Here is a 21,627-nt window from a genome sequence, read left to right as displayed (position 1 = left end):
TATGGTAGCTGTATCAGTTCCGTTTAGGAAGACCTGCCCACGCGTTGGCTTGTCAAGCATAGCAAGAATATTGAGTAGAGTAGATTTACCAGACCCAGACTCACCCATGATAGCGACGTAGTCGCCTTTTTCAACGGTAAAGTGAATATCTTTCAGGGCTTCTACTTGGTTGCCTTGAAAGCGAGTTTTATAAATCTTTTGAACGTGTTTTACATCTAATAGTGTCATTTTAACTTCTCCTTTTTAATATCCCATTAATTGAAACTGAGCTTGCATCATTTCGATGCCGATTTGAACTCGCTCGATATCCTTTGAACTCGGCTTACTTGTTTGTTTCTTTTGTAAAATTGTTTTCATGGTTTCTCTCCTTTTTCTTTATGCTCTAAGTTTACTCCAAAAAAAGAGGGCTTGCCATAACATAACCTTACAAAAGAGGCCTTTAATCTTACATTTTTGTAAGATTACATTTTTATCTAATTGGAGCCTTTTTTCTCACCATATCAAGGTCTAAAGAAGAGCTTGAAAGGTTTCTTCCAAGCTCTTCACAATTCTTTTCATTCAATCAGTAAATTCACTTCAGAGAACTTAATCCTCACAGTTGTTCCTTGCCCAAGTTCGGATTCTATTTGAATCTGATGTCCTAATTCTTGGCTGATTTTCTGGGTTAGATAGAGCCCAAGTCCAGATGACTGCTGGGTCATTCGACCATTATATCCTGAAAATCCACGTTCAAAGACTCGCAACCGATCACTGTTTTTGATACCAATACCAGTATCTTTGATGCAAAGGTCTGAACCATCCATGTAGATTTCAATTCCACCTTCATTAGTATACTTGAGGCTATTTGAAAGGATTTGTTCAATGACTACCAACAGCCATTTTTTATCCGTCACAATGCTTCTATCCAAGTCATGCAGATCGACACTTAGACCTTTCTGGATAAAGAAAATGGCATATTTGCGAATGACTTCCTTGACCAGATCTTCTATATTTTCTTTCTTCAACACCAAATCATCATGGAAGCTTTCTAAGCGTAGATATTGGAGTACGAGATTGGTATATGAATCAATCTTAAAAATTTCCTGCTCCAACTGTTGTTTCAGTTGGCGATCTGCCACCTCGCTTACAAGGAGTTTACTAGCTGCAATTGGTGTTTTTATCTGATGAACCCAGAGTGTATAGTAGTCCACCAAATCATTATAGCGGTTTTCAGCATCTGATTTCTTTTGATAGAGTTCAGATTCGCTTTTCTCTAATTTTTCAGTTAGAAGGACTTCCATTGGTGACTTAGCTTTTCTTTCCCCATAGAGCAATTCCTTACGATAACGTTGCAATTCTATCAAGAAATCAAATACCAAAAACAAAAGTGTCAAAAATGTAGATAGAAAGAAGAAATAGTTAAAGTATGGCCCTTGCTTATCAAACAAGATTTCAAAGAGAAAAAGCAAACCTGTAAGCGATAGAATAAAAGCAAAAAAACGGCTACGCGAACGGATATAAGCTAGAAAAAAACTTTTAATATCAAGCATGTTTCAATCCATACCCTATCCCTTTCTTGGTTTCGATAAAACCAATCAAACCTTCTTCCTCCAGTTTCTTGCGCAAGCGAGCGACATTAACAGATAAGGTATTGTCATCGATAAAAAAGTCACTGTTCCAGAGTTCCCGCATCAAATCATCACGCGCTACGATATTTCCTGCATGCTCAAATAAAACCCGCAAAATCTGAAATTCATTCTTGGTTAGGCTGATAGCTTTTCCATTGACATGCACATCCATAGACTTGGTATTGAGGATAACTCCTGCATACTCCAAGAGACTCTCATCCCGCCCAAACTCATAAGAGCGTCGCAATAATCCCTGTACCTTGGCTAAAAGGACCTGCTGATCAAATGGCTTGGTCACAAAATCATCAGCCCCCATATTGATGGCCATCACGATATCCATAGCCTGGTCTCTAGAAGACAGAAACATAATGGGAACTTTTGAAATCTTACGGATTTCCTGGCACCAATGATAACCATTAAACAAGGGAAGACCAATATCCATAAGAACCAGATGAGGCTCAGACTGAGCAAATAGCGTGAGAACTTCCATAAAGTCTTCTACCATAACTACTTCAAAACCCCATTCGGAGAGCATTTTCCCAACTTGTTGACGGATTACTGGATCATCTTCTACTAGTAAAATCTTATGCATCTGCTCCTCCTTTTTCTATATTATAGCAAAATTCTCCTGACTACTAGCGAAATTGATGTAAATCTGATATGATAAAAGTTAAGAAAGGAATTCTCATAGCCAATATTTTTGACTACCTAACTGATGTTCAATACGATTCTTTTTACGATATTCCCTTGAATGAACTAGATATACTTGCTTTTACAGAGCTGACCTATCTTCCTTTTGATAACTTATTGGACCAGCCTGCCAATCGATTAAGCGATGTCGCAACCCGTGTTCCTCGAGAAAGCACCATGTTGACCAATAAAGAACGTCTCCAGCTCCTAGATCAGCTTGCCCAACACAAACGTTTTAGAAATTGTAAACTCTCAAACTTTATTAACGAGATTGATGTGGAACTTCAAAAGCAATTTGCTGCTATGACCTATCGCCTTAACTTAGATACTTATCTGATTGTCTTTCGTGGCACAGACGACAGTATTATTGGCTGGAAGGAAGATTTCCATATGACCTATATGAAGGAAATCCCGGCCCAAAAGCATGCTCTTGAGTATTTGGAAGATTTCTTTACCCAACATCCAAAACAGAAAGTGATTGTTGCTGGACATTCCAAAGGCGGGAATCTAGCCGTCTTTGCTGCTAGTCAAATCCAGCCTGAATTGCAAGAAAAAATATCTGCAGTTTATACCTACGATGCTCCTGGTTTGCAGGCTCATCTGACTGAGACCACTGGTTATCAAGATGTCATTCCAAAAATTCACCGTTTCGTCCCACAAGGTTCTGTCATTGGCATGATGCTGGAAGTTCCTGATACTCCTACAGTCGTCAAATCTACGGCTCTCGGTGGCATCGCTCAACACAATACTTTCAGCTGGCTAACTGAAGGACACCACTTTGTCCAACTAGAGGCAATCAGTAGCGAAAGTTTACAAATTAAAGACACTCTTAAAGAATGGGTGGATAGTGTTCCCGATGAGGAATTAGAGCTCTACTTTGATCTCTTCTTTGGAACCATCCTAGAGTCTGGAATTAGCTCCATTAATGAATTATCTTCTAAAAATGCCATCGAGCACATTCGTCAACTAGTTTCACAGGCACAAACTCTAGAGCCCGAGCAAGTTGAAATCTTAAAAAATCTGACACAACTCCTACTGGATGCCCGTTTCCAAGCCTGGAAAAATCATTTTTAATGTACTAAAAAGTCCCTTCTTTTATGAAGGGACTTTCTTGTTGATCGATTCCTTATTTTGTCCTTCTGTGTTATACTAGAAATTGTAAATTCTTTGAAAGAGGAAATCCTATGAAAATCCATAAAACCGTGAACCCTGTTGCCTATGAAAACACTTATTATCTCGAAGGAGACAAACACCTGATCGTGGTTGATCCTGGTAGCAACTGGGATGCTATTCACAAGACTATCGAGACCATCAACAAACCAGTCTGTGCGATTCTTCTGACCCACACTCACTACGACCATATTATGAGTCTTGACTTGGTCAGAGATACTTATGGAAATCCTCCAGTCTATGTGGCAGAAAGTGAAGCTTCTTGGCTCTATACTCCTGTTGACAACCTTTCAGGTCTCCCTCGACATGACGATATGGCAGATGTCATCTGCAAACCAGCTGAACACACATTTGTCTTTTATGAAGAATACCAGATTGAAGAATTCCGCTTTACAGTCTTACCAACGCCAGGCCACTCTATCGGTGGAGTTTCATTGGTTTTTCCAGATGGACACTTGGTCTTAACGGGAGATGCCCTTTTCCGAGAAACCATTGGTCGGACAGACTTGCCAACTGGTAGTATGGAACAACTTCTTCATAGTGTTCAAACCCAGCTCTTTACCCTTCCAAACTACGATGTCTATCCAGGACATGGTCCGGCTACGACCATCGCTCACGAAAAAACCTTCAATCCATTTTTCTAAAACATAAAAACCAAGGACAAACATCCTTGGTTTTTTGTGTAGCTTCAATTTTTACATCATTACTTGCTCAGAAGAATCAACATTGACTAGAAAAATAATTCAAAACTAATTAGCTGGATTCAATTCTTTCCAGTCAATGTTAGACAAATCAAGCTTTTCAGAAGAAATATCTAAAACTTGCTCTGCTTTTTCATTACCACCGATTTGAATAGTTGCTTCTTTAATCTTCTGCACTCCATTTTTATCAAACGAATATAGAGCCAGGTTCATTTCTGGACGAGTTGACTGCCAGTCTGCGTAAGAGACTAGACCATTTTCGTAAATAACAAAGCCTGAGCGAAAACCACCTGCAGAAGCTACATAAGCTGTGTGAAGTAAGTTTGGTTTTTGATTTTCCAAATAATAAATGGCTGAAACGAATTTTTCATCCCCAATAAGCAACTCATCTTGCCCATCTTTATTCAAATCAAGAAGGGCATATTTAAAGTCTGGTGCATTTTGATAATCCATACGAGAGAAAATCATGCCATATTCTTCTGAAGCAATCTTGTGTTGTTTATTTTCCTCGTATAAATCTTCTCTATTACCTTGTTTTAAAAGCTCTGTATAGTGATTATAACGTTCAATCACTTCTTTATACAAATCTGGTCCCGTTTCCTTCTTATTTTCAGCAGTTGATTGTGACACTTTGGTTGACGAGTCGCTTGTATTTTCAGTCTTTGCTTCTGTTGATGTACTAGACTTATCGTCTTTGGAAACAGATGATAGTGGAGATGAAGGTTCTGTATTGCTATTATTTTTATTGAGACCACAAGATGCCAAAACTGAAATCGAAAAAATAGCTGAAAGCATCATTAAAAATTTCTTCATATTAACCTCGATAGCATTGCATTTTCAGATGTATAAACTTCAAAAATGAATCATTCACGCCAAGTTATACTTGGTTAAGAAATCATTTTACCAAATAATCACGCGGTCTTCTGGTGAACGCCACATTCCGTCGCCTTCTTTGACATCATAGGTTGTAAAGAAGTCATCAAAGTTTGGCACTTGGACATTGACGCGGAGTTTTGCTGGCGCGTGTACGTCAACGCTGGCCATTAGTTTCATCAACTCTGGACGACCTTTCATACGCCAGATACGAGCAAAGTTATGGAAGAACTCTTCAGCTGAGAAGTCTGGTTCTCTCTTAGCTGCTTCAAGGGCAGCAGCGATTCCTCCAAGGTCGGCAACGTTTTCGGATACAGTTAATTTCCCATTGATTTTTGCACCATAAGATTCTTGACCATCAAACTGGTCGATAACCTTCTGTGTTTTTTCTTTAAAGGCTGCATAATCGCTCTCTGTCCACCAATCCTTGAGACTTCCATTTTCATCAAAGGAAGCTCCATTAGTATCAAAGGCGTGAGAAATTTCATGGGCAATAACCGCACCGATACCACCATAGTTGGCAGAAGATGACTGATGCAAGTCATAGAATGGTGCCTGTAAGATAGCAGCTGGGAAGACAATCAAGTTCTTTTGTGGATTGTAGTAGGCATTGACCATATGAGCAGGCATTCCCCACTCCTTGTAGTCAACCGGCTGATTCCACTTGCTCCAACTGTGCTTGATTTCTACACGCGCAAAGGCTAGGGCATTCTCAAAGAGGCTAGCAGATTCATCCACTACCTTATCCTTATAGCGAGCTGGCAGTTCTTCTGGATAACCGATATAAGGCTTGATGACATTGAGTTTGACGATGGCTTTTTCTCGAGTTTCAGGAGTCAGCCAGTCATTTTTAGCCAAACGTTCCTTATAAACGTCAATCATGGTCGCCACTTTTTTCTCTACGTCCGCCTTAGCTTCTGGAGAGAATTTTTCGTGGGCATACCAAAGGCCGAGGGCTTGTTTGAATGGTCCTTGAGCTAAATGGTAAGCTGCCTTGCGTTTGTCTTGAGCTTCTGGAACTCCTGAAAGAGCTCGGCCGTAGGCACCTGACAAGATACGAATCTCATCTGTCAAATAACTAGTTGAAAGATTGACCACACTCAAGATCAAGCTTGCCTTGAGTAAAGGCCAAGCTTCTTCACTATAGAATTGCTCTGCTGCTTGCCAGAAACGTTCTTCATCTACAATGACCTTATCAGGAACTTGACCAAGAATCGCTTGGAAAAAGTCATCCAATGGAAGGGCAGGCGCAAACTTTTTGAAATCTTCATAAGAATACGGATGGTAAAGTTTGGCGTATTCTGAACTCTCTTCGTTTGAAAGGACGACAGCTGCGATGCGACGATCCAATTCCAATCGTTTCTCTAGCAGATCTTCGATTTCTTCATCTGAGAAGTTATAGGCTTTGAGGAGATTAGAAGTACTTTCTTTCCAAAGGTTCAATAATTCCTCACGCTGAGGATGGTCTTCCGCATAGTAGGTTGTATCAGGCAAGATAGTTCCTGGAGCACTAGCCCAGAGAACATTGGTTCTAGCATCCATAAAGTCTGGTGATACTCCAAATGGAAGGAAGTTTGGTTTACCAGCTAATTCAAATGCTGCTAGTTTACTTGCGAAATCTGCAAAACTTTCTAAATTCTGGTATTCCTTCAATAAAGGAAGAACTGGCTCAATTCCATCAGCTTCTCGCTTATCGAAATCTCTGACCATACTATGGTACTTGACAAAATTTGCTAAGATGGCATCTTCTGGCACATCTTCTCCTGCCAACCACTTGTCTGTCGTCGTTAGCATCAACTCTTCAATTTCTTCGTCAAGGTCGATAAAACCACCTGTTCTCGATTTATCTGCTGGAATAACAGCAGTCTTTTCCCACTCACCATTTATGGCATCATAAAAATCATCTTGATAACGTGTCATCTTGTTCTCGCTTTCCTATTTTCACTTATTCTTAGCTTAGCAAAAATCCCTAGGGAATGCAATTAAAAATGCCGTCTCCTCCTATTTGATTTCATCATTAATATTTTAAATTTTTACCAAAATTAACTTGACTTAAAAATAAAATTAAGGTATATTAAAAATTAGGAGGAATACAATTGTATGATACGTATCGAAAACCTCAGTGTCTCCTACAAAGAAACGTTGGCACTTAAGGATATTTCACTAGTGCTCCAAGGACCAACGATTACCGGAATTATTGGTCCAAACGGCGCCGGGAAATCAACATTATTAAAAGGTATGCTGGGCATTATCCCACATGAAGGACATGCTTTTATCGAAGATAAAGAAATGAAAAAATCTCTTAAGAAAGTTGCCTATGTCGAGCAAAAAATTCATATCGACTACAACTTCCCTATCAAGGTAAAAGAATGTGTCTCTCTGGGACTCTATCCATCCATTCCACTCTTTCACACTTTAAAAGCAAACCACTGGCAAAAGGTGGCTGAAGCACTAGAAATTGTTGGACTTTCTGACTACGCAGATCGTCAGATTAGTCAACTCTCTGGTGGCCAATTCCAGCGTGTCTTGATTGCCCGTTGTCTAGTTCAAGATGCTGATTATATTCTCTTAGACGAGCCCTTTGTGGGGATTGACTCTGTCAGTGAAGAGATCATCATGAACACGCTGAGAGAACTTAAAAAAGCTGGCAAGACTGTCCTTATCGTTCACCATGACCTCGGCAAGGTTGCCCATTATTTTGACCAGGTACTCCTTCTCAACAAGGAGCTAATTGCCTTTGGTCCAACAAAGGAGACCTTCACCCAAGCCAATCTCAAACAAGCTTATGGTGACCGACTCTTTTTCAATGGAGGTGACCTATGATTGCAGAATTTATAGATGGATTGCAGAACTTCCACTTTCTCCAAAATGCCTTGATTACAGCTGTTGTGATTGGTATTGTTGCTGGAGCGGTCGGATGCTTTATCATTCTCCGTGGTATGTCCCTTATGGGAGATGCTATCTCGCACGCTGTCTTACCTGGTGTAGCTCTTTCTTTTATTTTAGGAATTGACTTCTTTATTGGTGCTATCATCTTTGGACTGCTTGCCTCTGTCATCATCACCTACATCAAGGGGAACTCTATTATCAAGAGTGACACTGCCATTGGGATTACCTTTTCATCTTTATTGGCTCTGGGCATTATCTTGATTAGTGTGGCTAAAAGCTCGACTGACCTCTTCCATATTCTCTTTGGGAATATCTTAGCTGTGCAAGACATAGACATGTATATTACCATCGGTATGGGAGCTCTCATTCTATTGATTATCGGGATTTTCTTCAAGCAACTCTTGATTACATCCTTTGATGAACTCCTAGCCAAAGCTATGGGCATGCCAGTTAATTTCTACCACTATCTACTCATGATACTCTTGACTTTGGTGTCAGTGACTGCTATGCAAAGTGTCGGAACCATCCTTATCGTAGCCATGCTGATTACTCCAGCCGCGACAGCTTATCTTTACGCCAATAGTCTAAAGACCATGATTTTTCTTTCATCAGGCTTGGGAGCTCTAGCTTCTGTCTTGGGACTTTTTATCGGTTATAGCTTTAACCTGGCTGCAGGTTCAAGTATCGTGCTGACATCTGCAAGTTTCTTTCTCATCAGTTTCTTTATCGCACCAAAACAACGTTATCTGAAGCTGAAAAATAAAAAAATCAAACAATAATGAGGGAGCCCCTCTGGAGGAATATAATGAAAAAATTAGGTACATTGCTTGTTCTTTTTCTTGCTATCATTGGATTAGCTGCCTGTGCTAGCGGAAAAAAAGACACAGCATCTACAAACCAAAAACTAAAGGTTGTAGCAACTAACTCTATCATCGCTGATATTACTAAAAATATCGCAGGAGACAAGATTGATCTTCATAGTATCGTGCCTGTAGGACAAGATCCACACGAGTACGAGCCACTACCAGAAGACGTCAAGAAAACTTCGCAAGCCGACTTAATCTTTTACAACGGTATCAACCTTGAAACAGGTGGAAATGCCTGGTTTACAAAATTAGTTGAGAATGCTAAGAAAACTGAAAACAAAGACTACTTTGCAGTTAGTGAAGGCGTTGATGTCATCTACCTAGAAGGGGAAAATGAAAAAGGGAAAGAAGACCCACACGCTTGGCTCAATCTTGAAAATGGGATCATCTATGCTCAAAATATTGCTAAGCAACTCATCGCCAAAGACCCTAGCAACAAGGAATTCTACGAAAAGAATCTCAAAGAATACACTGAAAAACTAGACAAGCTTGACAAGGAAGCCAAAGAGAAATTTAACGCTATTGATGCGGACAAGAAACTCATCGTAACCAGCGAAGGATGCTTCAAATACTTCTCTAAAGCTTACGGTGTCCCAAGTGCTTACATCTGGGAAATCAATACTGAAGAAGAAGGAACACCTGACCAAATCAAGACTTTGGTTGAAAAACTTCGCCAAATGAAAGTTCCATCACTATTTGTTGAATCCAGTGTCGATGATCGTCCAATGAAGACTGTTTCACAAGACACAAACATCCCAATCTATGCTCAAATCTTTACGGACTCAATCGCTGAAGAAGGTAAAGAAGGCGACAGCTACTACAACATGATGAAATACAACCTTGAAAAGATTGCTGAAGGATTGGCAAAATAAACATTTAAAAAACGTCATTCTCCTTGTATTGGCGTTTTTTGTCTAATCAATTTTCGGTCAAACTATTGGAAAAGTCTGAACGTTTAATGTAAAATGAAAGAAAAAAGATTGGAGTAGCTTATGACTACATTCCTCGGAAACCCTGTTACGTTTACAGGAAAACAACTACAAGTAGGAGACAAAGCACTTGATTTCTCTCTCACAACGACTGACCTCTCTAAAAAAACACTGGCTGACTTTGAAGGCAAGAAAAAGATTTTGAGTGTCATCCCTTCTATCGATACAGGCATCTGCTCGCTACAGACTCGTCGCTTTAACCAAGAATTGGCTAGCTTAGACAACACTGTTGTCCTAACGGTATCTATGGACCTCCCCTTCGCTCAAAAACGTTGGTGTGGTGCTGAAGGAATTGAGAATGCCATCATGCTTTCAGACTACTTCGACCACTCCTTTGGACGCGATTACGCCCTCTTAATCAATGAATGGCATCTGCTTGCACGCGCAGTTTTTGTTCTCGATGCCGATAATACCATCCGCTACGTCGAATACGTAGACAATATCAACAGCGAGCCAGACTTTGAAGCCGCTATTGCAGCTGCAAAAGAACTCAACTAAGTCCAGCTCTTGTAGCAATAGAGAGTGGGACAGAAATCGGTAATTCGTTAGAATTCGATTTCGTCGTCCCACCTCCGCACAGTTGAGTAGGGCTGTAAAAGCTGATGAAATCAGCGTAGTAGAGTCCACTCAACCACTGCGTTTTGCTCGACAATCCAAAGACAATTGAGAGGCTAAGACTTTTGTCCCAGCCTCTTTTTTGGTATACTAGATGGAGATAATAAACAAGGAAATGCGAATGACACCAAATAAAGAAGACTACTTAAAATGTATTTATGAGATTGGCATGGATGTTCCTAAGATTACCAATAAGGAAATTGCTGCTCGGATGCAGGTATCTCCTCCAGCTGTAACTGAAATGATTAAGCGCATGCAGTCTGAAAATCTCATCTTAAAAGATAAGAAAAAAGGATACTTGCTAACAAATATTGGGCTAACACTTGTATCAGAACTTTATCGTAAACATCGTCTGATTGAGGTTTTTCTGGTCCACCATCTAGACTATACCAGTGACCAAATTCATGAGGAAGCTGAAGTATTAGAACATACCGTTTCAGACTTTTTTGTAGAGAGATTAGAAAGTATGCTAGGTTTCCCAAAAACTTGCCCTCACGGTGGTACCATTCCTGCTAAAGGAGAGCTTTTGGTTGAAATCAACAACCTACCACTATCAGAAACTAAAGAAGCTGGAACCTATCTCCTGACTCGGGTTCACGATAGCTTTGATCTCCTAAAATATCTGGAAAAACATGCCATCAATATCGGAGACAAACTCCAAGTTCAACAGTTTGATGATTTCTCTAATACCTTTACTTTAATTCACAACAATGAAGAACTCTTGGTAAGTCTAGAAATCGCCAAACAGCTCTATGTTGAAAAGATGAACTAAATCCGTCACAAAAAAACCAAGCTAACAAGCTTGGTTTTTCTTATCTATTTTTTGTATCAAGGATAATGGTTACCGGCCCATCATTGACCAGTTCTACCTGCATATCTGCTCCGAAGACACCTGTTTCAACGGGAACCTCTTTGGCTAGTTCCTGGTTAAATTTTTGATAGAAGGCCTCAGCCATATCTGGTTTAGCGGCGCCTGTAAAGGCTGGACGATTGCCTTTTTTGGTATCAGCAAACAGAGTGAATTGAGAGATGGAGAGAATTTCTCCTTGGATATCCTTAACAGATAGGTTCATCTTGCCTTCGTCATCCGAAAAGATCCGCATATTGACCAGTTTTCTAACTGCATACTCCAAATCCTCTTTTTGATCCTCAGGTCCAACACCCACTAAGAGCAAAAGCCCCTGTTTGATCTGACCATGTACCTGCCCTTCAATAGAAACCTGAGCTTGCTTGACTCGCTGAACGATGATTTTCATAGAAATCCTTTCTAGATCTATCGAGCCAACTTAACCATTGGTCCGTTTAACTGAGTAGACTTCAGGTACACTCTTAATCTTATCAACCACAGTTGTCAACATTGAAAGGTTAGAAATTCCAAAGGATACATGGATATTGGCAAATTTCATATCCTTGGTCGGTTGGGCATTAACTGACGAGATATTCTTAGTTGTGTTTGATAGGACTTGCAAGATATCATTCAAAAGACCAGAACGGTTGAGTCCATAGATATCGATATGAGCCATATATTCCTTGGTTGAGAATTGGTCTTCCCATTCAACATCTAGCAGACGTTGCTCATAGTTTTCCTGTGAACGAAGGTTCATACAGTCCACACGGTGGATGGCAACTCCGCGACCCTTGGTAATATAACCAACGATATCATCACCTGGAACAGGGTTACAACATTTGGCAATCCGGACCAAGAGACCAGAAGCACCTTGGATGACAACTCCACCCTCATGCTTCACCTTAAGCGTGTCCTTATTCTCTACCTTGACTTCGCCACCCTTGACCAGTTCTTCTGCTTCTGCCTTAGCCTTAGCACGTTCTTCTTCACGACGTTCTTTTTCCGTCAAACGGTTAAAGACAGTGATGGCTCCGATTTCTCCAAAACCAATGGCTGCAAAGAGAGCTTCTTCTGTCTTGTAGCTAGTTTTTTGAAGGACTTCATCCATGTGGCGCTTGTCCATAAATTTATTGGCCACATAGCCGTTTTCTTGGAGCTGACTAATCAGCATTTCACGGCCTTTATTGATGGACAATTCTTTATCTTGGTTTTTAAAGAACTGACGAATTTTGTTGCGGGCCTTGCTGGTCTTAACCATATTGAGCCAGTCACGGCTTGGTCCAAATGAATTTGGATTGGTGATGATTTCAACCTGGTCACCCGTTTTCAGCTTGGTAGTCAACGGTACCATACGGCCATTGACCTTGGCACCAGTCGCTTTTTCCCCAATCTTGGTATGAATCTCATAGGCAAAGTCAATCGGTCCAGAATCCTTTGGAAGAGAACGAACCGCCCCATCTGGAGTAAAGACATAAATCTCTTCTGCCAGATAGTTTTCTTTGACCGTATCTACAAATTCCTTGGCATCATCCGCCTGGTCTTGGAGTTCCATCATCTCCTTGATCCAGTTCATCCCAATGGCAGATTCTTTACTATTAACTTGGCCTTTCATTCCTTTTTTGTAGGCCCAGTGAGCCGCAACCCCGTACTCAGCAACCTCGTGCATTTCCTTGGTACGGATCTGGAACTCAATCGGTCCTTTTGGTCCATAAACAGTCGTATGGATAGACTGGTAACCATTGGCCTTACGATTGGCAATATAATCCTTGAAACGTCCTGGCATTGGTTTCCATAGCTCATGAACGTAACCCAACATGGCATAGACATCACTCTGAGTATCTAGGATACAGCGAATAGCAATCAGGTCATAGATTTCCTCAAAGCGTTTTTTCTTGTCCTGCATCTTACGGTAAATAGAGTAGATATGCTTAGGACGACCATAGATTTTTCCTGTAAGATTGCGCTCAGATGAATACTCCTCGAGTTTCGTCACAACTTCATCGACCAAGGCTTCACGTTCTTGACGTTTCTCCTTCATCATGTGAGTTATCTTGTAAAACTCTGTCGGATTGAGATAACGGAAGGATAGATCTTCTAGTTCCCACTTAACACTTGAAATCCCCAGACGGTGAGCAAGTGGTGCGTAGATTTCCATGGTTTCTCGGGAAATACGTTCTTGCTTGTCCTTACGAAGATGTGTGAGGGTACGCATATTGTGCAGGCGGTCAGAGAGTTTGACCAAAATTACGCGGATATCCTCTGACATGGCCATAAGCATCTTGCGGTGATTCTCAGCCAACTGCTCTTCTATAGACTTGTATTCGACCTTACCAAGCTTGGTAACACCGTCTACAATCACTCGAACATCATGACCAAACTCGCGCTCTAAATCATCCAAAGTAGCATCTGTGTCTTCTACCACGTCATGCAAAAAACCACAGGCAACAGTGACGGCGTCCAGCTTGAGCTTAGCCAAGATACCTGCTACCTGGATAGGGTGGATAATGTAAGGCTCGCCTGATTTACGATATTGGCCACTGTGGCACTCTACAGCATAAACCAAGGCCTTATGGACAAAAGCCACATCTTCTTTCGATAAATATTTTTGCGTTAAAGCGACGACTTCATCGCCAGAATAAATTACTTCTTTTGGCATGCATACTCTCCAGTTCTTCCTACCATTTTAACACTTTTTAGTGAATAAGAAAACTAGTAAAGTCTCCTTCAATCCGAGTTTCTAAACTTTATAAAAAAACACTACTAGAAAAACTCTAGTAGTGTTGTTTTAGTTCAAATCTATCTTAGTAAACTGTCTTTTCAGTTTCTACGTCAAAGAAGTGAGCTTTGTTCAAGTCAAATCCAAGTTCCACAGTTGCACCAGCTTGCAAGTAGTCACGTGCGTCAACTTTAGCAACGAATTCATCTTTACCAACTTGGCAGTATAGGTGAGATTCTGAACCAAGCAATTCTGATACAGAGATAGTTGCTTTCACAACTGATTCTGGGAATGTTTCAAGGAAAGCAGGTTCTGCGTTCACGTCTTCTGGACGGATACCGAAGATCAATTCTTTACCTTCGTAACCTTTATCGCGAAGAACTTTCAAAGCACCTTCTGGAACTTTCAAGTTAAAGGCGTCACCAACGATGTGGTCACCAATCAATTTTACGTTGATGAAGTTCATAGCTGGGCTTCCGATGAATCCTGCTACGAATTTGTTAACTGGGTTTTTGTAAACTTCTTGAGGAGTACCGATTTGTTCAACACGTCCGATAGTACCAGTACCAGCAGGGTTTTTAGTAGCTGACATGATAACGATACGGTCTGCAAGTGTCATCGCTTCTGTTTGGTCGTGAGTTACGTAGATAGTTGTAGCTCCGATACGACGGTGGATTTTAGCGATTTCAGCACGCATAGATACACGAAGTTTTGCATCCAAGTTTGACAAAGGTTCGTCCATCAAGAATACCTTAGCATCACGGACAATCGCACGACCCATGGCAACACGTTGACGTTGACCACCTGAAAGGTCAGCTGGTTTACGATCCAAGAATTCTTTCAAACCAAGAATTTCTGCTGCTTCTTGTACACGTTTGTCGATGTCTTCTTTGCTGTATTTACGCAATTTCAAACCGAAAGCCATGTTATCGTATACAGTCATGTGTGGGTAAAGAGCGTAGTTTTGGAATACCATGGCGATGTCACGGTCTTTTGGAGCTACGTCATTGACAACAACGCCATCGATAGATGCAGTACCTTCTGTGATATCTTCAAGACCTGCAATCATACGGAGAGTAGTTGATTTACCACATCCTGAAGGTCCTACGAAAACGATAAATTCTTTGTCTTTGATGTCCAAGTTGAAGTCTTCAACTGAATAGTGCTCGCTGTTTGGATATTTTTTGTAAATGTTTTTAAGATTTAATTCTACCATTTCGGTGAACTCCTTTTATTTTTGATAGTTTTATTATAAATGAAAACGCTTTACATTTCTATGGCAAGGTGACCAAAAAAATAAAAAAGTTCTGTGCAACTTGCACAAAACTTTAAATAATATCTGGTAAAATCAATTGATAACACAAGGTCAAATCTGTCAATTCTTTCAACTGAAGTCCTGTCAATTCTTCCCATTTATCAATCTTGTATTGGAGAGAATTGCGGTGTAGATAGAGCTGCTGTGCTGTTTTAGTTAGGACCGCACTATTTTCCCATAAGGAGAGAATGATTTCCTGAATTTGATCCTGATCCAAAATCATCTGGTGGAGATAATCTTTTATCAAACCAAGATCCACCATTTTTTCACCCATACCCCAAAGGTAGAGCTGAGAAAATGTATGGAATCCTTGATGACCTTGACGCCACCAGTTTTTAAATAAGTCACGTTCTGCTTTGATGAGATCTGTCAAACTCTGATTTCCTGTTTGCGACCAGACCTGACCAAGCATGATGGATAAGCGAACCCCAAAGTCATACTCTACGGCTTCCAAGGTATCTGTTAAGATAGACCGAACAGAAGTGTATTTGTCCTGTTGGAGAACAAACAGGTAATCCTGAGCTCCCACCTGAAGCACTGTCTCGCAATTAGGAAAGAGGGTTCTCATCATATCCAACCAAGAAGTCAAGTTTTCCTGTTGGTAATAGGAAAGGTGACAATAGACAACTTGTAGCTTTTTAAAACTTTGCGGTGCTTGTCCCTTGCCCTCAATCAAATAACTATACCAAGGATTTAAAGAGATGGTTTGTTCCTGCTGGGTTAAGAGAGCCACCAACTGTTTCTCACGTTCACTTAGTCCAATTTCCTCCAGTAAAATCCACTGTTGCGAGGAAACTGGCAGCGTAAGAAAACCTTCCTTATCAATTGGCTGATCTACGATTTGAGCTTGTGGAAACCAGTCTAGTAATTCTTTTGCAATCATTTCCTAGCCCTCCACTTTTTGGATACACCAAGAAATCAAGGTTTCTAGGCGCTCCACATTTTCGGTCATATGAAGATAACCCATGACCGCTTCAAAACCTGTAGACATACGGTAGGTCACTACATTTGCGTTCTTTGCCTTGGTATGGCTATTGGTATTGCGACCCCGTTTATAGATTTCTTCTTCCTTTTCCGTTAGGACTTCTTCTTCCAGCATGAGGGAAATCAAGCGTGCCTGAGCCTTGGCCGATACATACTTGGTTGCCTCTTGGTGGAGTTTATTGGGCTTGGTCATGCCTTTGAGAATGAGATGGCGACGAATATACATAGAGTATACTGCATCTCCTTCAAAGGCTAGAGCAATCCCGTTAATGAGATTGACATCAATCACGTGTCCACCTCACTCCATCCTTGGTATCAAGCAATTTAATCCCTTGAGCAGCTAATTGGTCACGAATTTGGTCAGCTGTCGCAAAATCTCGGTTGGCACGCGCTTCTTGGCGTTTTTGAATCAAAACTTCGATCTCTTCATCCAAAACTTCCTCGACAAAGACAATACCAAAGACCTCTAACATAGCCGTAAGAGCTTCCTTAACCGCTGCATCATAGTTTCCTGAGTTGATCCACTTGGCCATTTCAAAGACGACTGTGATACCATTAGCCGTATTGAAATCCTCATCCATAGCAGCTACAAACTTATCTTTAAAAGCCTGTAACTCCCCCGCATCTACAGTTCCAGTAAATGGTTGCTCATAAGTGTTCTTCAGATACTTGAGATTGGTCTCGGCATCCCGCACTGCTTTTTCTGTAAAGTTGATTGGCTTACGGTAATGCTGAGTGGCAAAGAAGAATCGAAGAACTTGCCCATCGATGGTTTTGAGGGCATCATGGACAGTAATAAAGTTGCCCAAGGACTTGGACATCTTGACATTGTCGATATTGACAAAGCCGTTGTGCATCCAGTAGTTGGCAAAAGTCTTACCTGTTTTAGCTTCTGACTGGGCAATTTCGTTGGTATGATGCGGAAACTCTAGGTCAGCTCCACCACCGTGGATATCAATAGTATCACCTAAAATCTCTGTCGACATAACCGAACATTCGATGTGCCAGCCTGGACGACCAGGTCCCCAAGGGCTTTCCCAAGAAATCTCACCTGGTTTGGCAGCTTTCCAAAGGGCAAAATCGACTGGATTTTCCTTGCGAGTTGTTTCTTCGTCTGTCCGACCTGAAGCACCTAACTCCAAGTCTTCTAGGGTTTTATTGGCTAACTTAGCATAGTTGTGGGATTTTTCCACACGGAAATAGACATCCCCTTGACTCTCATAGGCATAGCCTTTTTCAATCAAGTCAGAGACAAAGCGGATGATATCCGCCATAAACTCCACTACACGCGGATGACGAGTCGCAGGCTTAACACCAAGAGCAGTCACGTCTTCACGGAAGGCAGCGATGTACTTATCCGCGACTTCTTGAGGTGTGATACCTTCCTCCTTAGCACGGTTGATAATCTTGTCATCCACATCCGTAAAGTTGGAAATGTAGGCTACTTCGTAGCCACGGTATTCAAAATAGCGACGAATGGTATCGAAGGCTACTGTCGAACGGGCATTCCCTACGTGAATGTAGTTGTATACAGTTGGCCCACAGACATACATCTTAACCTTGCCGTCCTCGATTGGGACAAAATCTCGCAAATCACGAGACATGGTGTCATAGATTTTAATCACTCACTGACTCCTTTCTGTGTCTTGTTTATCGTAAAGAGTTGTTTCAATCCAACTCTCTAGCAATTACTAATGCTATCTCAAAGAAAGTCATAGCATCTGATTTTCTTTCTTCGTATCTTGCATCCCACTCATGATTATGATGGTCAACATAATCAGCTGTATAAAAAAATTGATAAACTTTTGCTTGTCGAAATTGTGCCCAAGCCATGATTGCTGAGGCTTCCATATCTACAACAGTCGCACCTGCTGCAAGTCTACGTTTGACCTTATCAGCTGTTTCACGATAGAAAGCATCTGTGGTCCAAGCCTTTGTTCGAATGTGCTCAATATCAGATTTGTTTAAAGCTTCTTCTATGGTTAAGAGTAGAGTTTCATCATAAGCTATTTCATCACTTGCAGGAGCGTAATGGTAACTTGTACCTTCATCACGTAGAGCTGAACTTGGTAGGATAATCTTATCTGCCTGAATAGACTTATCTAGAACTCCGCAAGAACCCAAAACAATAAAGTTCTTAAATCCTCTTGCTTTGAGTTCTTCTAAGAGTCCAACAACCATCGGGGCTCCAATCGTAGCTATAGCAACTGCTACCTTACTCCCATCTTTTTCATAGATATACCATGGAAATCTACCATTTAGATTGGTTAGATAGCCACCTTCGTAAACATCTTCAAACTGCTTTACTCGTTCAACGATTTCTCCATTAAAAGATAAAATAATCGTATCACAGATTTCTCCACCACTAAGGAGGCTTCGATCAGTTGGCTCGATAACAGCAGGTACATTTTCAAATTCTTCTAATAGCATCGGCCTAACTTCCTAATTAAAGAGTCACTTCTCATTACAAACCAGACGACCTGTGACTGGCTTCTCTAGCATGCTCAAGTTTATTGACGTAATATTCACGTTTTTCTTCGACTTCGTGAATGGTTGGTTCATCCTTTTGCCCGTGAACACGAACAATCTTAGCAGGAATGCCGACAACCGTCACATCACTAGGAACATCTGCCACAACGACCGCAGCGGCACCGACTTTGGCATTTTCACCGATTTCTACAGGTCCGATGACTTGGGCATGAGCAGAAATGAGCGCTCCTTTACGAACAGTCGGATGGCGTTTGCCACTATCCTTACCTGTCCCACCAAGAGTAACCCCATGGTAGAGAAGAACACCTTTTTCAACGATAGCTGTCTCCCCAATCACAAGTCCTGCTCCATGGTCAATAAAGACACCTGATTCGATCTGAGCTCCAGGGTGAATCTCTATCTGCGTCCAAAAACGCCAAAACTGGCTGTGCATACGAGCTAAAAGCTTAAAGCCGTGTTTCCAGAGAAAATGAGAGAGACGGTGAGCAGCCAAGGCCTTCACACCAGGATAAGTCAGCAAGACTTCCAAGGTAGTGCGGGCCGCTGGATCATTTTCTTTTACGATATCAATGGTTTCTTGCCACCATCCCATACATTTCTCCTTTCTTATTCTGAGTCTTTTGGTGTTTCTGTAGTTTCTTTCTTAGGTTTGTGGTCCTTGTGGTGGTGACGAGGACGATCGCCATGACGAGGACCTTTTTCCCCTTTTTCTTCTGAACGTTCAGGTTTTGGTGGACGTGGCAAGAGTGCCTTCATAGAAGCATCTACACGACCTTTTTCATCGATCTTAATAACCTTCACATCTACAAAATCACCAATTTGAACTAAATCTTCTACATTATTAGTACGAGTCCAAGCCATTTCAGAGATGTGTACGAGGGCATCTGTCTTGTCAAAGAGGTTGACAAAGGCACCAAATTTCTCGATACGAACAACTTTGGCATGGTAGACTTCGTCCACTTTGGCTTCACGAACCAAACCAGCAATAATTTCTTTAGCACGGTTAATGGCAGCTTGGTCGCTAGAGTAGATAGATACATTTCCTTCTTCGTCGATGTCAATCTTAACACCTGTTTCAGCGATGATCTTATCGATGGTTTCTCCACCCTTACCGATGACAATCTTGATCTTATCCACATCAATCTTGATGGTATCAATTTTCGGAGCAGTTGGAGCCAATTCTGGACGCACTTCTGGAATAGTAGCTTCGATCACATCAAGGATTTCAAAACGAGCTTTCTTGGCTTGAGCAAGAGCTTCCGTCAAGATTTCTGCGGTGATCCCTTGGATCTTGATATCCATCTGAAGGGCTGTAATCCCGTCACGAGTCCCTGCAACCTTAAAGTCCATATCTCCAAAGTGGTCTTCCAAACCTTGGATATCTGTCAATACTGTATAGTTGTTACCATCTGAGATGAGACCCATAGCAATCCCTGCTACTGGCGCCTTAATTGGCACACCACCAGCCATAAGAGCAAGCGTTCCAGCACAGATAGAGGCTTGAGATGAAGAACCGTTTGATTCCAAGACTTCTGCTACTAGACGGATAGCGTATGGGAATTCTTCCAAGCTTGGCAATACTTGAGCAAGAGCACGCTCCCCAAGAGCACCGTGACCAATTTCACGACGACCAGGCGCACCGTAACGACCTGTTTCCCCTACAGAGTATTGAGGGAAGTTATAGTGGTGCATAAAGCGTTTCTTGTACTCTGGATCCAAACCATCGATGATTTGTGTTTCACCCATTGGTGCCAAAGTCAAGATAGAAAGAGCCTGAGTTTGTCCACGAGTAAAGAGACCTGAACCGTGTACGCGAGGAAGGAAGTCAACAACCGCATCCAAAGGACGGATTTCATCGACCTTACGACCGTCAGGACGAACCTTGTCTTCAGTGATCAAACGGCGCACTTCTGCGTGTTCCATTTGTTCCAAGATTTCAGCCACATCACGCATGATACGGTCAAATTCTTCGTGGTCTGCATATTTTTCTTCGTAAACTGCTGTGACTTGGTCTTTCACTGCTTGAGTTGCAGCTTCACGAGCCAATTTTTCTTCTACTTGGACCGCTTTTTGGAGGTCACTGTTGTAAGCTGCGATGATTTCAGCTTGCAAGTCAGTATCTACATGAAGCAATTCTACTTCTGCTTTTTCTTTACCAACTGCCGCTACGATTTCTTCTTGGAAGGCAATCAATTCTTTGACAGCTTCGTGTCCTTTGAGAAGGGCTTCCAACATGATTTCTTCTGACAATTCTTTTGCACCAGACTCTACCATGTTGATAGCGTGCTTAGTACCTGCTACTGTCAATTCAAGAAGCGATTGCTCTGCTTGTTCTTGAGTCGGGTTGATGATGATTTGGCCATCAACATAACCTACTTGTACCCCAGCGATTGGTCCGTCAAACGGAATATCTGAGATAGAAAGTGCCAATGATGAACCAAACATAGCTGCCATTGGTGCAGATGCATTTTCATCGTAAGAAAGAACAGTATTGATGACTTGCACTTCATTACGGAAACCTTCCGCAAACATTGGACGGATTGGACGGTCAATCAAACGTGCTGTCAAAGTAGCATCTGTTGAAGGACGTCCTTCACGTTTCATAAAGCCACCAGGAAACTTCCCAGCCGCATACATTTTTTCTTCGTAGTTGACTTGAAGCGGGAAGAAATCCCCAGTTGCCATCTTCTTAGACATAACGGCAGCAGTCAAGACAGTTGACTCACCATAACGCACGACAACAGAGCCATTTGCTTGCTTAGCAACCTGACCAGTCTCTACGATCAACTCACGACCCGCAAAAGTCGTTTGAAACACTTGTTTTGTCATTTTAATCCCCTTTGGATTGATAAAATTATACGCCTTGCCTACAAAG

At 41.5% G+C, this 21,627-nt stretch carries 21 protein-coding genes; 7 read left to right on the top strand and 14 right to left on the bottom strand.

Going from position 1 to position 21,627, the window contains the following annotated elements; translation table 11 throughout:
- From ACLNCS_RS08150 to ACLNCS_RS08140, 3 genes are all read right to left on the bottom strand, one after another.
- On the bottom strand, positions 1 to 228 hold a 228-nt coding region (locus ACLNCS_RS08150), incomplete at its 3' end, for an ATP-binding cassette domain-containing protein (RefSeq protein ID WP_424846540.1).
- 326 nt (positions 229 to 554) lie between these two features.
- On the bottom strand, positions 555 to 1,529 hold the full coding sequence (locus ACLNCS_RS08145) for a sensor histidine kinase (RefSeq protein WP_424848212.1): 975 nt from the start codon (positions 1,527 to 1,529) through the stop codon (positions 555 to 557).
- Positions 1,522 to 2,199: a response regulator transcription factor gene (locus tag ACLNCS_RS08140; protein WP_424848210.1), complete on the bottom strand. Its 678-nt coding sequence runs from the start codon at positions 2,197 to 2,199 to the stop codon at positions 1,522 to 1,524. The genes ACLNCS_RS08145 and ACLNCS_RS08140 overlap by 8 nt, the downstream gene beginning before the upstream one ends.
- A 95-nt stretch (positions 2,200 to 2,294) precedes the next feature.
- Between ACLNCS_RS08140 and ACLNCS_RS08135 the strand changes: the two genes are divergently transcribed.
- Together ACLNCS_RS08135 and ACLNCS_RS08130 are read left to right on the top strand one after the other, a co-directional pair.
- Positions 2,295 to 3,371, top strand: coding sequence for a DUF2974 domain-containing protein (locus ACLNCS_RS08135; RefSeq protein ID WP_424848214.1), 1,077 nt, complete (start codon positions 2,295 to 2,297; stop codon positions 3,369 to 3,371).
- Between the two features lie 110 nt (positions 3,372 to 3,481).
- On the top strand, positions 3,482 to 4,111 hold the full coding sequence (locus ACLNCS_RS08130; RefSeq protein ID WP_424848208.1) for an MBL fold metallo-hydrolase: 630 nt from the start codon (positions 3,482 to 3,484) through the stop codon (positions 4,109 to 4,111).
- Between the two features lie 105 nt (positions 4,112 to 4,216).
- Here ACLNCS_RS08130 and ACLNCS_RS08125 read toward each other — a convergent pair whose 3' ends face one another.
- Positions 4,217 to 4,981, bottom strand: a complete 765-nt coding sequence (locus ACLNCS_RS08125; RefSeq protein ID WP_424848205.1) for a hypothetical protein — start codon at positions 4,979 to 4,981, stop codon at positions 4,217 to 4,219.
- Positions 4,982 to 5,068: 87 nt separating this feature from the next.
- Positions 5,069 to 6,961: a M13 family metallopeptidase gene (locus ACLNCS_RS08120; RefSeq protein WP_006148891.1), complete on the bottom strand. Its 1,893-nt coding sequence runs from the start codon at positions 6,959 to 6,961 to the stop codon at positions 5,069 to 5,071.
- A 180-nt stretch (positions 6,962 to 7,141) separates the two neighbouring features.
- Here ACLNCS_RS08120 and ACLNCS_RS08115 point away from each other — a divergent pair, with 180 nt between their 5' ends.
- The 5 genes from ACLNCS_RS08115 (at position 7,142) to ACLNCS_RS08095 (ending at position 11,172) form a co-directional block, all read left to right on the top strand.
- Positions 7,142 to 7,864, top strand: coding sequence for a metal ABC transporter ATP-binding protein (locus ACLNCS_RS08115; RefSeq protein ID WP_006152594.1), 723 nt, complete (start codon positions 7,142 to 7,144; stop codon positions 7,862 to 7,864).
- Positions 7,861 to 8,709, top strand: coding sequence for a metal ABC transporter permease (locus ACLNCS_RS08110; RefSeq protein WP_004251242.1), 849 nt, complete (start codon positions 7,861 to 7,863; stop codon positions 8,707 to 8,709). The genes ACLNCS_RS08115 and ACLNCS_RS08110 overlap by 4 nt, the downstream gene beginning before the upstream one ends.
- Positions 8,710 to 8,735: 26 nt before the next feature.
- The gene (locus ACLNCS_RS08105) at positions 8,736 to 9,668 is read left to right on the top strand and encodes a metal ABC transporter substrate-binding protein (protein ID WP_036754875.1); all 933 of its coding nucleotides are present in this window, start codon (positions 8,736 to 8,738) and stop codon (positions 9,666 to 9,668) included.
- A gap of 120 nt (positions 9,669 to 9,788) precedes the next feature.
- Entirely contained in the window at positions 9,789 to 10,283 is a 495-nt protein-coding gene (tpx, locus tag ACLNCS_RS08100) for a thiol peroxidase (protein ID WP_049495462.1), read from the top strand.
- A 238-nt stretch (positions 10,284 to 10,521) separates the two neighbouring features.
- Positions 10,522 to 11,172 carry a metal-dependent transcriptional regulator gene (locus ACLNCS_RS08095; RefSeq protein WP_070677619.1) on the top strand — a complete coding sequence of 217 codons (651 nt, stop codon included), beginning with the start codon at positions 10,522 to 10,524 and terminating at the stop codon, positions 11,170 to 11,172.
- A gap of 40 nt (positions 11,173 to 11,212) precedes the next feature.
- Here ACLNCS_RS08095 and dtd read toward each other — a convergent pair whose 3' ends face one another.
- The 9 genes from dtd to pnp form a co-directional block, all read right to left on the bottom strand.
- Entirely contained in the window at positions 11,213 to 11,656 is a 444-nt protein-coding gene (dtd, locus tag ACLNCS_RS08090) for a D-aminoacyl-tRNA deacylase (protein WP_424848201.1), read from the bottom strand.
- A 30-nt stretch (positions 11,657 to 11,686) separates the two neighbouring features.
- Positions 11,687 to 13,903, bottom strand: a complete 2,217-nt coding sequence (locus tag ACLNCS_RS08085) for a RelA/SpoT family protein (RefSeq protein WP_004251252.1) — start codon at positions 13,901 to 13,903, stop codon at positions 11,687 to 11,689.
- 145 nt (positions 13,904 to 14,048) lie between these two features.
- On the bottom strand, positions 14,049 to 15,179 hold the full coding sequence (locus ACLNCS_RS08080; RefSeq protein ID WP_004251267.1) for an ABC transporter ATP-binding protein: 1,131 nt from the start codon (positions 15,177 to 15,179) through the stop codon (positions 14,049 to 14,051).
- Between the two features lie 112 nt (positions 15,180 to 15,291).
- Positions 15,292 to 16,161 carry a helix-turn-helix domain-containing protein gene (locus tag ACLNCS_RS08075; RefSeq protein WP_424848198.1) on the bottom strand — a complete coding sequence of 290 codons (870 nt, stop codon included), beginning with the start codon at positions 16,159 to 16,161 and terminating at the stop codon, positions 15,292 to 15,294.
- A gap of 3 nt (positions 16,162 to 16,164) precedes the next feature.
- A complete protein-coding gene (locus ACLNCS_RS08070; RefSeq protein ID WP_424848196.1) occupies positions 16,165 to 16,551 on the bottom strand; it encodes a Mini-ribonuclease 3 in 387 nt (128 codons plus the stop codon).
- Entirely contained in the window at positions 16,544 to 17,887 is a 1,344-nt protein-coding gene (cysS, locus tag ACLNCS_RS08065) for a cysteine--tRNA ligase (RefSeq protein ID WP_424848194.1), read from the bottom strand. The genes ACLNCS_RS08070 and cysS overlap by 8 nt, the downstream gene beginning before the upstream one ends.
- Positions 17,888 to 17,930: 43 nt before the next feature.
- Positions 17,931 to 18,692 carry a nucleoside phosphorylase gene (locus ACLNCS_RS08060; protein WP_424848192.1) on the bottom strand — a complete coding sequence of 254 codons (762 nt, stop codon included), beginning with the start codon at positions 18,690 to 18,692 and terminating at the stop codon, positions 17,931 to 17,933.
- Between the two features lie 34 nt (positions 18,693 to 18,726).
- A complete protein-coding gene (gene cysE, locus ACLNCS_RS08055) occupies positions 18,727 to 19,344 on the bottom strand; it encodes a serine O-acetyltransferase (RefSeq protein WP_424848190.1) in 618 nt (205 codons plus the stop codon).
- A 14-nt stretch (positions 19,345 to 19,358) separates the two neighbouring features.
- Positions 19,359 to 21,581: a polyribonucleotide nucleotidyltransferase gene (gene pnp, locus ACLNCS_RS08050; RefSeq protein ID WP_424848188.1), complete on the bottom strand. Its 2,223-nt coding sequence runs from the start codon at positions 21,579 to 21,581 to the stop codon at positions 19,359 to 19,361.
- Positions 21,582 to 21,627: the final 46 nt, after the last annotated feature.

It is taken from the genome of Streptococcus sp. CL9.43 (assembly GCF_049737935.1).
Taxonomy (GTDB): domain Bacteria; phylum Bacillota; class Bacilli; order Lactobacillales; family Streptococcaceae; genus Streptococcus; species Streptococcus infantis_I.
The sequence above is the reverse complement of the archived record's forward strand: the minus strand, read 5'-3'. Positions and strand labels throughout refer to the sequence as shown.

Coding starts and splice junctions, on each gene's coding strand:
- ACLNCS_RS08145 (WP_424848212.1), bottom strand. CDS start 1,529: ATGCTTGATATTAAAAGTTTTTTTCTAGCTTATATCCGTTCGCGTAGC.
- ACLNCS_RS08140 (WP_424848210.1), bottom strand. CDS start 2,199: ATGCATAAGATTTTACTAGTAGAAGATGATCCAGTAATCCGTCAACAA.
- ACLNCS_RS08130 (WP_424848208.1), top strand. CDS start 3,482: ATGAAAATCCATAAAACCGTGAACCCTGTTGCCTATGAAAACACTTAT.
- ACLNCS_RS08125 (WP_424848205.1), bottom strand. CDS start 4,981: ATGAAGAAATTTTTAATGATGCTTTCAGCTATTTTTTCGATTTCAGTT.
- ACLNCS_RS08120 (WP_006148891.1), bottom strand. CDS start 6,961: ATGACACGTTATCAAGATGATTTTTATGATGCCATAAATGGTGAGTGG.
- ACLNCS_RS08115 (WP_006152594.1), top strand. CDS start 7,142: ATGATACGTATCGAAAACCTCAGTGTCTCCTACAAAGAAACGTTGGCA.
- ACLNCS_RS08110 (WP_004251242.1), top strand. CDS start 7,861: ATGATTGCAGAATTTATAGATGGATTGCAGAACTTCCACTTTCTCCAA.
- ACLNCS_RS08105 (WP_036754875.1), top strand. CDS start 8,736: ATGAAAAAATTAGGTACATTGCTTGTTCTTTTTCTTGCTATCATTGGA.
- tpx (WP_049495462.1), top strand. CDS start 9,789: ATGACTACATTCCTCGGAAACCCTGTTACGTTTACAGGAAAACAACTA.
- ACLNCS_RS08095 (WP_070677619.1), top strand. CDS start 10,522: ATGACACCAAATAAAGAAGACTACTTAAAATGTATTTATGAGATTGGC.
- dtd (WP_424848201.1), bottom strand. CDS start 11,656: ATGAAAATCATCGTTCAGCGAGTCAAGCAAGCTCAGGTTTCTATTGAA.
- ACLNCS_RS08085 (WP_004251252.1), bottom strand. CDS start 13,903: ATGCCAAAAGAAGTAATTTATTCTGGCGATGAAGTCGTCGCTTTAACG.
- ACLNCS_RS08080 (WP_004251267.1), bottom strand. CDS start 15,179: ATGGTAGAATTAAATCTTAAAAACATTTACAAAAAATATCCAAACAGC.
- ACLNCS_RS08075 (WP_424848198.1), bottom strand. CDS start 16,161: ATGATTGCAAAAGAATTACTAGACTGGTTTCCACAAGCTCAAATCGTA.
- ACLNCS_RS08060 (WP_424848192.1), bottom strand. CDS start 18,692: ATGCTATTAGAAGAATTTGAAAATGTACCTGCTGTTATCGAGCCAACT.
- cysE (WP_424848190.1), bottom strand. CDS start 19,344: ATGGGATGGTGGCAAGAAACCATTGATATCGTAAAAGAAAATGATCCA.
- pnp (WP_424848188.1), bottom strand. CDS start 21,581: ATGACAAAACAAGTGTTTCAAACGACTTTTGCGGGTCGTGAGTTGATC.